This window comes from Shewanella sp. 38A_GOM-205m (assembly GCF_000518445.1).
In the GTDB taxonomy this organism is placed as follows: Bacteria; Pseudomonadota; Gammaproteobacteria; order Enterobacterales; family Shewanellaceae; genus Shewanella; species Shewanella algae.
On record NZ_JADP01000006.1, the window covers coordinates 42,133 to 54,033 of the forward strand.

At 51.9% G+C, this 11,901-nt stretch carries 12 protein-coding genes; 11 read left to right on the forward strand and 1 reads right to left on the reverse strand.

What is annotated here, in order from left to right; translation table 11 throughout:
• Window positions 1-481 precede the first annotated feature (481 nt).
• A complete protein-coding gene (locus tag N512_RS0107305) occupies window positions 482-2,059 on the forward strand; it encodes a DUF3369 domain-containing protein (protein ID WP_028779892.1) in 1,578 nt (525 codons plus the stop codon).
• A 132-nt stretch (window positions 2,060-2,191) separates the two neighbouring features.
• On the opposite strand, the gene N512_RS0107310 is transcribed toward N512_RS0107305, so the two are convergent.
• Window positions 2,192-2,653 (reverse strand): hypothetical protein, encoded by a 462-nt coding sequence (locus N512_RS0107310; RefSeq protein ID WP_028779893.1) that lies wholly within the window; start codon window positions 2,651-2,653, stop codon window positions 2,192-2,194.
• 265 nt (window positions 2,654-2,918) lie between these two features.
• Between N512_RS0107310 and ccoN the strand changes: the two genes are divergently transcribed.
• The 10 genes from ccoN (at window position 2,919) to uspE (ending at window position 11,865) form a co-directional block, all read left to right on the forward strand.
• A complete protein-coding gene (gene ccoN, locus N512_RS0107315; protein ID WP_028779894.1) occupies window positions 2,919-4,355 on the forward strand; it encodes a cytochrome-c oxidase, cbb3-type subunit I in 1,437 nt (478 codons plus the stop codon).
• 12 nt (window positions 4,356-4,367) lie between these two features.
• Window positions 4,368-4,973 (forward strand): cytochrome-c oxidase, cbb3-type subunit II, encoded by a 606-nt coding sequence (gene ccoO / locus N512_RS0107320; protein WP_025010382.1) that lies wholly within the window; start codon window positions 4,368-4,370, stop codon window positions 4,971-4,973.
• Window positions 4,974-4,983: 10 nt separating this feature from the next.
• Window positions 4,984-5,160, forward strand: coding sequence for a CcoQ/FixQ family Cbb3-type cytochrome c oxidase assembly chaperone (locus tag N512_RS0107325; RefSeq protein WP_025010383.1), 177 nt, complete (start codon window positions 4,984-4,986; stop codon window positions 5,158-5,160).
• Window positions 5,161-5,165: 5 nt separating this feature from the next.
• On the forward strand, window positions 5,166-6,146 hold the full coding sequence (gene ccoP, locus N512_RS0107330) for a cytochrome-c oxidase, cbb3-type subunit III (protein WP_028779895.1): 981 nt from the start codon (window positions 5,166-5,168) through the stop codon (window positions 6,144-6,146).
• A gap of 104 nt (window positions 6,147-6,250) precedes the next feature.
• Window positions 6,251-6,730, forward strand: a complete 480-nt coding sequence (locus N512_RS0107335; protein WP_025010384.1) for a FixH family protein — start codon at window positions 6,251-6,253, stop codon at window positions 6,728-6,730.
• An 8-nt stretch (window positions 6,731-6,738) separates the two neighbouring features.
• A complete protein-coding gene (locus tag N512_RS0107340) occupies window positions 6,739-9,135 on the forward strand; it encodes a heavy metal translocating P-type ATPase (RefSeq protein WP_028779896.1) in 2,397 nt (798 codons plus the stop codon).
• On the forward strand, window positions 9,132-9,359 hold the full coding sequence (gene ccoS / locus N512_RS0107345) for a cbb3-type cytochrome oxidase assembly protein CcoS (protein WP_028779897.1): 228 nt from the start codon (window positions 9,132-9,134) through the stop codon (window positions 9,357-9,359). The genes N512_RS0107340 and ccoS overlap by 4 nt, the downstream gene beginning before the upstream one ends.
• A complete protein-coding gene (locus N512_RS0107350; RefSeq protein WP_028779898.1) occupies window positions 9,349-10,041 on the forward strand; it encodes a sulfite exporter TauE/SafE family protein in 693 nt (230 codons plus the stop codon). Before ccoS ends, N512_RS0107350 begins: the two co-directional genes overlap by 11 nt.
• Before the next feature lie 55 nt (window positions 10,042-10,096).
• A complete protein-coding gene (gene etrA, locus N512_RS0107355; RefSeq protein WP_025010389.1) occupies window positions 10,097-10,849 on the forward strand; it encodes an electron transport transcriptional regulator EtrA in 753 nt (250 codons plus the stop codon).
• Between the two features lie 89 nt (window positions 10,850-10,938).
• Complete coding sequence (gene uspE / locus N512_RS0107360; RefSeq protein ID WP_025010390.1) at window positions 10,939-11,865, forward strand: universal stress protein UspE; 927 nt, start codon at window positions 10,939-10,941, stop codon at window positions 11,863-11,865.
• The last annotated feature ends 36 nt before the right edge of the window (window positions 11,866-11,901 follow it).

Here is an 11,901-nt window from a genome sequence, read left to right on the forward strand (position 1 = left end):
CAAGGTAAAACCTATTCTATAGCAATGATTACTATAGATTTTACTCTTTTTTGACTGATGCCGATAATGTTATTTATCGGCACCAATCCCAGTCTCACATTGGCTGCACTGACGATCGCAATGGACTCTTTGCTTACAGCACCAAAGGCACAATTGCCAAACCTGCTTTTTGGATTGGCTGTCGAGACAACGAAAATCCGCCGCACATAATTCGCCCTTGTGGATCAACTCAGCCAGTTTGCCGACGGGTATCGCCATGCAGACTTCCTGATCGGTTTTATACGATATTGTTTTGCTTTTGGTTTCCATTCTGCCACCCACTTAATGAGAATAGTTCTCAATATAGTAGATCCTGGCGCTGCTGAAAATCCCCCTATACCGGCCGTTGTCAAATTTGTGAGCTATTGCTAGCCCTTCTCGATGCTTGGACTACACTTTTGAAAGGTAAATCAAAACTATTCAATTGATTGGAGTCCAACAGATGCTGATCGACATGGCCAAGAAAGGCCCGCTATTTGGCTCAAAGAAAGCTTCAACAACGACAGATACCCTGCCCCCCTGGAAAGTTCTGGTGGTGGATGATGAGCCTGATGTGCACACAGTCACTAAACTTGCCCTCTCCCGCTTCAAACTCGACGGCCGCGGGTTGAGCTTTATCAACGCTTATAGCGGCGAACAGGCCAAAGAGCTACTGCAAGGTGAAGAAGATGTCGCCGTCGCCTTTATTGATGTGGTGATGGAAAGCGATCATGCCGGGCTTGAGTTGGTGCGGTGGATCCGTGAAAACCAACAAAATAAAGCCATCAGGCTGATTTTGCGTACCGGTCAACCCGGGCAGGCGCCGGAAGAGGATGTGATAGTTAACTATGACATCAATGACTATAAAGCCAAGGCCGAGTTGGACTCCCGTAAGCTGACAACCAGTGTCTACTCTGCCCTGCGCTCTTTCAGGGACATTACCGAAATTGAGCAGGCGCGGCAGATGCAGCTCAATCATCGCCAGGGACTGGAGCGGGTTTTGGAGGCCACTTCCGGCCTGTTTGAATTGCGAACCCTGCACAAATTTGCTGATGGTTTGCTGACTCAGGTGGCCAACTTGCTTGAGCTCAAAGACGCCACCACCATACTCGGCTGCAATGCCATGGATGCGGTGACAGAGCCAGGTAACGGCAACAAAATTCAGATATTGGCCGCCACAGGTGAGTTTACCAACCACCATGAGAAACCCTTGCCTTCTCATATTCAGTCGCTGATGGAAGAAGCCTTGAAAGAGCAGCGTTGTCTTTATCGGGATGATTGCTTTGTGGGCTACTTTCCGGCTAAAAATAACTGGGTCAACCTGCTTTATATGGATTCGGTCAGCCAGTTGACCGATCTGGATAAACAGCTTATCGACATTTTTGCCATCAATGTCGGGGTGGCGTTCGAAAACCTGCTGCTGAATCAGGAAGTGGAAGATACTCAGTCGGAGCTTATTTTACGTCTCGGTGATGTGGTGGAGAGCCGCTCCAAGGAAGCGGCCAATCATGTTAAGCGTATGGCCGAGTATTGCCATGAACTGGCGCTGCTTGCCGGCCTGCCGGAAACACAGGCCGACCTGCTCAAGCGCGCTGCGCCCATGCATGACATAGGGAAAATAGCCATTCCCGACAATGTGCTGCTCAAACCGGGGAAACTGGACGATATTGAGTGGGATGTGATGCGGCAACACCCGATAATCGGCCATCAGATCCTGGCTAATTCAGAGCGGCCCATTTTAAAAGCCGCCGGCACAATCGCCCTACAACACCATGAGAAGTACGATGGCAGTGGCTATCCCAGAGGCCTCTCGGGTAAAGAGATACATCCCTTCGCCAGAATCGTTGCCATTGCCGATGTGTTCGATGCCCTGTCACACGCCCGCTGCTATAAGCCGGCCTGGCCGCTCGATGAGGTACTGAGCGAGATGCAGTCCTGCAGCGGCAGCCATTTTGACCCGGACTTTCTAAGGCTGTTTATTGATAACATAGATATCTTTATCAAAATAAAAAACAATTGGCGCGATGACGCCGAGCCTTAAGCTGTTTGCACACAGGGGGAATGGTTCTGCATAGCGAAAATTGAGATGCGAGCCATTTGAGCAGGCTCGCGGTATACGAGATTTTTAGTCTTGCAGTGGTTTTCAGGCAAAATGTCCGATTTCAACTTATGGCTATTTCTGCTTATGGCTGTCGGCGAGAAAGTCGAACCAAGTTGAGTACTGCTCTGTGCCCTGCTGCCAACTGACAAACACCCGCCATACCATATAACCACTGCTGCAGGAGCCAAAAATCAGTTGGCCCTCGAATGTTTCCCCTTCGGTGGCAGACGGCGTCATAGGAATGACTCCCATAAACATATCCCTGCCTTCGACACGAAGTTTGAGATTGGATACCGGGCGATTAAAGCCAAGCTGCCAGTGAATAGGCTTTTCGCTGGGGGCAAAGCTTGGGTTCAGCATCAGGGAGATCTGTTGCTCACCCAATTTTTTAACACAATCGGCAACGGAAAAATCACATAAAGCGGGATCTGCGACAGTTTGGGTCGCCCGGGGAGTTTGAGCCTGGTCACAACCCAGGAGCAAAAGCAGGCTGAAAACGACGCCAAATAGCTTGGGGAGAGTCGCACTATGCATAAAATTTCACCTTATGCTGCAAGATGTTAACATTCTATGGCCAAGTTTGATCTGGATCAACAATGTGTCCGGCAGATTGGTATCTTTTTTGACGTAGCTCAAGTATCATTGCATCGCCTGACGTTTTGTCGCAAATATGCAGGCTAAGCCATTGACACAAGAGTGTGACTCTCATAGGGGACGCCTTCACTCGAGTCATTTTATAACAGGTAAAGGCCTGTCCTTTACTGAACAACAAGTAAAAGTAATAAGCAGTGGAAGCAATATGATGAACCATTCCCAGCCAACAGGCGCTGATTACAATTACACCGTTGTCCGCCAATTTGCCTTAACCACAGTTTTGTGGGGCATTATTGGTATGTCATTAGGTGTACTTATCGCGGCTCAGTTAATCTGGCCACAGCTGAACTTTGAGACTCCTTGGTTAACTTTCAGTCGTTTAAGACCGTTACATACCAATGCTGTGATCTTTGCGTTCGGCACATCAGCCCTTTTCGCCACATCCTATTATGTCGTTCAACGCACCTGTCAGACCCGTCTGTTTGCACCTAAACTGGCTGCATTCACCTTCTGGGGATGGCAAGCCATCATTCTCTCGGCCGTAATCACTCTGCCGCTGGGTATCACCAGCAGTAAAGAATACGCCGAACTGGAATGGCCTATTGATATCGCCATCGCCGTAGTCTGGATCGCTTATGCGACCGTGTTCTTCGGTACCATTATCAAACGAACCACTTCCCACATCTATGTGGCCAACTGGTTCTTTGGCGCCTTCATTATCACAGTCGCCGTGCTGCACATAGTGAACTCCATGGCTGTTCCCGTCAGCCTGTGGAAGTCTTATTCACTGTATAGCGGTGCTGTCGATGCCATGGTGCAATGGTGGTACGGTCATAACGCGGTAGGCTTCCTGCTGACTGCCGGTTTCCTCGGAATGATGTATTACTTCGTTCCCAAGCAAGCCGGGCGTCCCGTTTACTCTTATCGTCTGTCGATTGTCCACTTCTGGGCACTGATTGCCCTGTATATCTGGGCTGGTCCTCACCATCTGCATTACACTGCCCTGCCCGACTGGACTCAGTCTCTGGGTATGGTGATGTCACTGATCCTGTTCGCTCCTTCATGGGGCGGTATGATCAACGGTATCATGACCCTGTCCGGTGCCTGGCATAAACTGCGTACCGATCCGGTTCTGCGCTTCCTAGTGGTGTCTCTGTCCTTCTACGGTATGTCTACCTTCGAAGGTCCTATGATGGCTATCAAGACAGTAAACGCTCTGTCTCACTACACCGACTGGACCATTGGTCACGTTCACTCTGGTGCACTTGGCTGGGTTGCCATGGTGTCTATCGGTTCTCTGTACCACCTGATCCCAGTGCTGTTTGGTCATGGCCGCATGTACTCCACCAAGCTGGTGAACCTGCACTTCTGGCTGGCGACTATTGGTACCGTACTTTATATCGTTGCCATGTGGATCTCCGGTGTAATGCAAGGTTTGATGTGGCGCGCAGTGAACGCAGACGGCACCCTGACTTACAGCTTTGTTGAAAGTCTGGAAGCCTCTTATCCGTTCTACTTCGTCCGCTTCCTGGGTGGTTGTTTCTTCGTAACGGGTATGCTGATCATGGCTTACAACGTGCTGCGCACTGTTTATGCCCCTAAAGACTCTCTGCCTGCCATCGCAGAAGCCAAAGCCGCATAAGGAGCAGTAACGATGAAATTCAATCATGAAATAGTTGAGAAGAACGTCGGCCTGCTGGGTATCTTCACTGTGATTGCCATCAGTATTGGTGGCCTGGTGCAGATCACGCCGCTTATCTTCCAAAAAGATACCACTGAGCCGGTTGCCGGTCTCAAGCCTTACACAGCCCTGCAGCTGGAAGGCCGTGATATCTATATCCGTGAAGGATGTAACAACTGTCACAGCCAGATGATCCGTCCGCTGCGTGCCGAAACCGAGCGTTACGGTCACTACTCGGTTGCCGGTGAGTCGGTTTGGGATCACCCCTTCCTGTGGGGTTCCAAGCGTACCGGTCCCGACTTGGCCCGTGTGGGTGGTCGTTACAGTGACAAATGGCATGAAGTTCACCTGATCGATCCCCGTGCCGTTGTTCCTCAGTCCAACATGCCTGCCTTCCCTTGGCTTGCTGAAAACACCCTTACAGGTGAATACACAGCCAAGAAAATGGAAGTGATGCGTGGTTTTGGTGTGCCATACGAAGATAAAGATATCGAAGGCGCCCAAAAAGCCGTTGAAGGCAAGACAGAACTGCAGGCGCTGATAGCCTATCTGCAGTCGTTGGGACACGCACTGAAATAAGGAGGCAAATATGGACTACGGCACAATGCAAGGGATTATTACGTTGGTTTTGATCCTGGTTTTTGTCGGGATATTTGCTTGGGCATATAGCTCGCGTCGTCAAAAGCAATTCGACGAAGCAGCTAATCTGGTGTTTTCCGATGAGGAACAACACCAGAATGCGAAGGACTCAGGAGAACACAAATAATGTTAATGAGTAACTTCTGGAGTATCTGGATCACCGTACTCAGCTTACTGGTGATCGCAGGATGTTTTATTCTGCTACGGCTCTGCTCCAAAAACACCACGCCGGAGATTAAAGAAGGCGACCTGATGGACCACAGCTATGATGGTATTCAGGAGATCAACAACCCACTGCCTAAGTGGTGGAGCTATCTCTTTTATATCACCATCGTCTTTGGTCTGCTCTACCTGGTGCTCTACCCTGGCCTGGGTAACTACAAAGGCCTGCTTGGCTGGAGCAGTTCCAACCAGAGCATAGGTACCGAAAAAGGCATCAAGGGCGACTCCGCCAAGGCGATTGCTGATGCAACAGAAGAAGGCCGTTGGGTTCAGTACGATCAGGAAGTGAAGCTAGCCGATGAAAAGTACGGCCCTATCTTCGAAGCTTACAAAGCAACGCCACTGGCCGAGCTGGTCAAGAACGAAGAAGCCCTGAAAGTCGGTGGCCGTCTGTTCCTGCAGAACTGTGCCCAGTGTCACGGCTCAGCTGGTCGCGGTGGCAAAGGCTTCCCCAACCTGACCGACGGTGACTGGTTGTACGGCGGCGAGCTGGAAACTATCAAGACCACCATAATGAACGGTCGTCACGGTATGATGCCGCCTAAAGGTGGTCTGCCTATCGATGACAGCGAAATTGCTGGTCTGGCTGAATACGTAGTGAGCCTGTCCGGTCGTGAACATGATGCCGCGTTGGCCGCCAAGGGCCAAGGTTCATTCATGAAGGGCTGTTTTGCCTGTCACGGTATGGACGCCAAAGGTAACAAGCTGATGGGCGCCCCTAACCTGACCGACAATGTCTGGCTTTACGGCGGCAGCCGTGGCGTGATCATGGAATCCATCAAGAACGGCCGCAGTGGTGTTATGCCGGCGTGGAAAGACGTTCTCGGTGAAGAGAAAGTTCACGTTATTGCAGCTTACGTATATAGCTTGTCACATCAGGCTGAGAAGTAAGTTCGTATGACTTTTCAAAGGCCTCGATAATTTCGGGGCCTTTGTTTTTAAAAAACCGCTTTCGCGATAGAATAGCCGCCCAAATAGAATAGTAGGTAAACAGTATGAGCGCTCCACAAGCCTGGTATAAGCAGTTCTGGCCTTGGTTTCTTATCGTTTTGCCCATGTGTGCCGTTATAGCCAGTTTTGCCACTCTGCGTATTGCCCTCACCAACTCCGATTCCCTGGTTGCCGATGACTACTACAAAAACGGCAAGGCAATTAACCAGGACATCCACAAAATTCAATATGCCCGTCAATTGGGAATGCAATTTTCCCTTGAATGGCACAATGGCGAACTTCTGATAACCCAGCACGGCGGCCCAGAGTATCTGGCGGCACTGAACCTGGAGTTTTACCACCCTACTCTGGCAGAAAAGGATTTTACCCAAATGCTGACTGCCGATGCCTCCAAGGTGTATCGCTATATTCCCAATGAGTCGCTAGATGGCGCCTGGGTTGTACGAGTCGAAGGATTTGACCGTAAATGGCGTTTGCAGCAAAGACTGCAGATAGAAGCGGATAAAACCTACTGGCTCAATTGAGTGCCGTCATGACACATACAGTCTGTTTTCATTGTGGGGAGCCTGTCACCACGGGCATGCAGTTCAGTACAGTGATTGATGGTCAGGCTCAGCCCATGTGTTGCCTTGGATGTCAGGCGGTGGCCCAGGCCATCATGGATGCCGGGCTGACCAATTACTATAAATTTCGCTCCGAACCCGGCAGCAGGCAAAACGCCCTGGTGCCGGATGAGCTCAAGACCTTCAGTGCCTACGACCTTCCCGAAGTGCAACAGGACTTTGTGCACGATCAGGGCAATCAAACCTCGGTCTCGCTATCGATTGACGGCATTACCTGTGCCGCCTGCGCCTGGCTCATCGAGCACAAAGTCAAGCAGTTGCCCGGCATAGTCTCAGTTCAGGTCAACTCTACCACTCAAAGAGCCCTCATCAGTTGGCGCACGGCCGACATCAAACTGTCTGAAATACTCAATCAAATCGGCCGCATCGGCTATCAGGCGGCGCCTTACCAGCTGGATGATCAGGAAGTTCAGAGTAAAAAGAACAGCCGTAAGTTTCTACTGAGGCTTGGTTTGGCGGGCTTTGCCACCATGCAGGTGATGATGTTCGCCCTGGCGCTGTACGCCGGTTACTTTACCGGGCTTGAGGTGGAATATCGCGACTATTTCCGCTGGGTGAGCATGATGTTTGCCGCACCTGTGGTGTTCTACTCGGCGCAGCCTTTCTATTTCAGTGCCCTGCGGGCCCTGCTCGCCGGCAGGCTCAATATGGACGTGTCTGTCTCCATCGCCATCTGCGGCGCCTATATCGCCAGCTGTATCGCGACAGTGCAAGGCACAGGCGAAGTCTATTTCGAGTCTGTGTCCATGTTTACCTTTTTCCTGCTGCTTGGGCGCTATTTTGAGCAGGCGGCGCGGCAAAAAGCCTCAGTCAGTTCGAGTAACCTGCATAAGTTGGTGCCCTTGACCGCCCAACGTATCGGGGATGATGGCAGCAGCGAAGAGATCCCCGCCAAGCGCTTGCAAATAGGCGATCTGGTGCTTGTGCGCCCAGGGGAAGTGATCCCCGCCGACGGCCTGGTAGAGCAAGGCCATTCCGCCGTCAACGAGGCCATGCTCACCGGTGAGCAGATGCCACAGAGCAAACTACCGGGAGCTCAGGTTTATGCCGGTACCATCAACCAGGATCAACCGCTTAAAGTACGGGTGAACGCCATAGGCCAGGACCAACTGGTGGCAGAGATCATCCGTTTGCAAGAACTGGCCTCCAATAATAAGCCAGCCGTCGCCATGACGGCCGACAAGCTGTCGCGCTATTTCTCCGGCACCATACTCAGCATCGCAGCCATCACTTATCTGGTATGGCACCAGTTCTCGCCAGAAGACGCTTTCTGGGTCACTCTATCTGTGTTGGTGGCTACCTGCCCCTGTGCGCTGGCCTTAGCAACTCCGACGGCTGTGACCTGCGCCACAGCGCTGTTCACCCGCCTGGGGGTGATTACCCGTAAAGCGGGAGTGTTTGAAAAGCTGCCGCAAATTGATGCCGTGGTCTTTGACAAGACAGGTACCCTCACCTGTGGCAATCTGACCTTGCTGGAAACCCGCATCACCAAAGGCCGTGAGGCTGAGTATAGCGAGTTGCAGGTGCAACAAGTGGCGGCAGCGCTTGAAGCCGGTTCACTGCACCCGATAGCCCTGGCCTTTAGCCCTTATGCCGGCACACTCGAAGCCAACGAGGTGCATCATCAGGTGGCTCGCGGCATCAGCGGCAAGATCAACGGTCGCGACTTTAAGATAGGCAACGGCGAGTTTGTAGGAATCGAGCTCGCCCCCAGTGAACAGCAACAAGTGTTCCTCGCCGATGAGCAAGGCTTGGTGGCCAGTTTTATTTTGCAGGACAGGCTGAGGGAAGACGCCAAGGATACGGTCGAGGCACTCAAGGCAAACAATATCCGTCTGGCGATTGCCAGCGGTGATACCCGGCCCCATGTGGAATCCCTGGCTCGGCAAGTGGGCATAGCGGAAGTGCATGCAGACATGAGCCCGGCAGATAAACTCGATTATGTACGCCGTTTGCAACAGCAACATAAGGTGGCCATGTTCGGCGATGGCATCAATGATGCCCCCGTGCTTGCCGGCGCCGATCTCTCTATCGCCATGGGCAGTGGCACTGCGCTGGCGAAAAACAGCGCCGATCTGATTTTGCTTGGCGATCATCTATGGCGTTTTACCCAAGCCATAGCGGTTGCCCGTAAAGCCAATCGTATCATTCGCCAAAATCTTGCCTGGGCTTTGGGATATAACCTTCTTATACTGCCTCTGGCCGTAACAGGCCATGTCGCACCATATATCGCCGCCATCGGCATGTCGGCCAGTTCGCTGATCGTTGTCAGCAACAGCCTCAGACTTCTCAGGGTCCGCTTATGAGTATTATCTACGTACTAATCCCCATCGCCATGCTGTTTGTGCTGATAGCTGTTGGTGTCTTCTTCTGGGCGGTAAAATCGGATCAATTTGACGATCTCGAGCGCCACAGTGTGTCGATTCTGTTTGATGAGGAACCTGTGGACAACAAGGCGCAACAGGAGCAATCTCAAACGGCTGAAACTGAAGTCACTCAAGCGCCTCAGGATAGAGGCAATGGAATATAACCTCACCGGCGCCTTTTTGGTGGGCCTGATGGGAGCCGGACACTGCTTTGGTATGTGCGGCGGTTTGGTTGGCGCCTTTTCCAGCCAGCTTCCCGCTGCCCGTCGAGGCCAGAATCCGTTGGCGCAACAACTCTCGTTTCTGCTTCCCTATAACCTTGGTCGTATTCTCAGTTACAGCCTGGCCGGCGCTTTGGTGGGCGGTTCTGCCGCCGGGCTTGGCATGCTGTTTGATATCGATATCTACCTCTTGGTGCTCAGGCTCATTGCCGGTGTGATGATGATCGCCATGGGCCTCTACATTGCCCGCATCTGGGCCGGTTTGGTGCAGATTGAGCGTCTTGGTCAAGGATTGTGGCGTTTACTTAAGCCATTGTCCCAAAAAGTGTTACCTGTAACTCATCCCGGGCAAGCTTTGGTGGCCGGCATGGTTTGGGGCTGGCTGCCCTGTGGCCTGGTATACAGCACTCTCACCTGGGCAGTGGCCAGCGGCAGTGCCGGCCAGGGCGCGCTAATCATGCTTTGTTTCGGTTTGGGAACATTACCTGCCTTGCTCAGCGCCGGAGTAGCCGCCAAGGCGCTGGCCGACTGGGCTCAAAAGCGCGCCGTGCGTTTAATTGCCGGTTTACTCCTGGTTGGCTTCGGGATCCAAACACTCTATATCGCCCTGGCTCAGCTTGACTAGCCGGGGTCGGTGAATTGGTTTAACATGGGAAGAGTCGCTTTACTTGAGAAAGACTATGACAATAGACAATAACAAGCATCGTCGCCCTGCTGCCGGGGGCTGTACCATTCATTGTCATGATTGCAGCATGGGGACCTTATGTATTCCCTTTACGCTCAACACCAATGAGTTGGATCAGCTTGACAATATTATCGAGCGCAAGAAACCCATTCAGAAGGGTGAACAGTTGTTCAAGTCCGGAGATCCGCTGAAATCTCTGTATGCTATCCGCTCCGGAACGATTAAAAGCTATACCATCACAGAACAGGGCGATGAGCAGATCACCGGCTTCCACCTGGCCGGTGATGTCATAGGCTTTGACGGTATCCATGCCCAATCACACCAGAGTTTTGCCCAGGCCCTGGAAACCTCTATGGTGTGTGAAATCCCCTTCAATACTTTGGACGAACTCTCCGGCACCATGCCCAAACTCAGACAGCAGATCATGCGCCTGATGAGTAATGAAATCATGAGTGACCAAGGGATGATCCTGCTGCTAAGCAAAAAGAATGCCGAAGAGCGCCTGGCGGCCTTCATCAGTAACCTAGCGGCCCGCTTCGGTAGCCGCGGCTTCTCCCCCAGGGAATTTCGCCTCACCATGACCCGTGGTGATATAGGCAACTATCTCGGTCTCACAGTGGAAACCATAAGTCGTTTACTGGGACGTTTCCAAAAGGCCGGACTGATTGAAGTAAAAGGAAAATATATCACTATACTGGATCTTGAAGAGCTCGACAGGCTGGCTGGAGCCGCCCGGATAGCAAGATAGCAAGCGATTCAATATATTGATCTCAAGCAATACAAATCACAGCCAATATCGCATGATATAGGTATATCCTGCGGAATAAGGAAAAAGCCATGAGGGATTATCAAAAGCTATTGGTCGTAGTCGACCCTACATCGGAAAAACAGCCTGCCCTTGCCCGCGCGGTGGAACTCGCCACTCGCAGCAAGGCCAAGATCACCGTCTTTCTGTCTATCTTTGATTTCTCCTATGAAATGACCTCTATTCTTTCCAATCAGGAACGTGAGGCCATGCGTCAGGGGGTTATCAATCAACGTAAAGCCTGGATTGCCGATCTGCTCAAGCCGCATCAGCAAGCCGGACTCGAGATGGACAGCGAAGTACTGTGGCATAACCGCCCGTTTGAGAGCATCATCAACTTTGCCATTCAGGGAGAGTACGACCTGATAGTCAAAGGCACCCATGAGCACGACAAACTCAAGGCCGTTATTTTCACCCCCACTGACTGGCACTTGTTGCGTAAGGCTCCAGTGCCTGTATTGCTGGTAAAACAGCATGACTGGCCGGTGAAAGGCAAAATTCTCTGCGCCGTCAACGTTGCCTCTGAAGATGAGGAGCATCAATCCCTGAACGGCAAGATCATTGAACATGCCCAGGAACTGGCGGCCAAGTTTGATGCCGAGGTGCACCTTGTCAACGGTTATCCCGGAACTCCGGTCAACCTGGCGATTGAACTGCCGGACTTTGATGCCCACACCTACAACGAAACCATTCGTATGCAGCATGAGCAGCGAGTCAATTATCTGGCCAACAGTTACGGGGTCGATACCGCCCACTGCCACGTGAAAGAAGGTTTACCTGAGGATGTTATCCCTGAGCTGGCGGAGCAACTGGACGCTGAGCTGGTCGTTCTCGGTACTGTGGGTCGTACCGGTTTCTCTGCCGCGCTTATCGGCAACACGGCAGAACATGTGATAGATTCGGTCAACTGCGATCTGCTGGCGGTAAAACCCGACGGTTATAAGTCGCCTCTGGCCTGAGTCGCCCCTTTACCCAACCGGCTTTAGCTGGAATAA

What these genes read in the sequence shown, in the direction of transcription:
- ccoS (WP_028779897.1), top strand. Translation starts at nt 9,132, where the DNA reads ATGAGTATTATCTACGTACTAATCCCCATCGCCATGCTGTTTGTGCTG.
- N512_RS0107310 (WP_028779893.1), bottom strand. Translation starts at nt 2,653, where the DNA reads ATGCATAGTGCGACTCTCCCCAAGCTATTTGGCGTCGTTTTCAGCCTG.
- N512_RS0107340 (WP_028779896.1), top strand. Translation starts at nt 6,739, where the DNA reads ATGACACATACAGTCTGTTTTCATTGTGGGGAGCCTGTCACCACGGGC.
- ccoP (WP_028779895.1), top strand. Translation starts at nt 5,166, where the DNA reads ATGAGTAACTTCTGGAGTATCTGGATCACCGTACTCAGCTTACTGGTG.
- N512_RS0107350 (WP_028779898.1), top strand. Translation starts at nt 9,349, where the DNA reads ATGGAATATAACCTCACCGGCGCCTTTTTGGTGGGCCTGATGGGAGCC.
- N512_RS0107305 (WP_028779892.1), top strand. Translation starts at nt 482, where the DNA reads ATGCTGATCGACATGGCCAAGAAAGGCCCGCTATTTGGCTCAAAGAAA.
- etrA (WP_025010389.1), top strand. Translation starts at nt 10,097, where the DNA reads ATGACAATAGACAATAACAAGCATCGTCGCCCTGCTGCCGGGGGCTGT.
- uspE (WP_025010390.1), top strand. Translation starts at nt 10,939, where the DNA reads ATGAGGGATTATCAAAAGCTATTGGTCGTAGTCGACCCTACATCGGAA.
- ccoO (WP_025010382.1), top strand. Translation starts at nt 4,368, where the DNA reads ATGAAATTCAATCATGAAATAGTTGAGAAGAACGTCGGCCTGCTGGGT.
- N512_RS0107325 (WP_025010383.1), top strand. Translation starts at nt 4,984, where the DNA reads ATGGACTACGGCACAATGCAAGGGATTATTACGTTGGTTTTGATCCTG.
- N512_RS0107335 (WP_025010384.1), top strand. Translation starts at nt 6,251, where the DNA reads ATGAGCGCTCCACAAGCCTGGTATAAGCAGTTCTGGCCTTGGTTTCTT.
- ccoN (WP_028779894.1), top strand. Translation starts at nt 2,919, where the DNA reads ATGATGAACCATTCCCAGCCAACAGGCGCTGATTACAATTACACCGTT.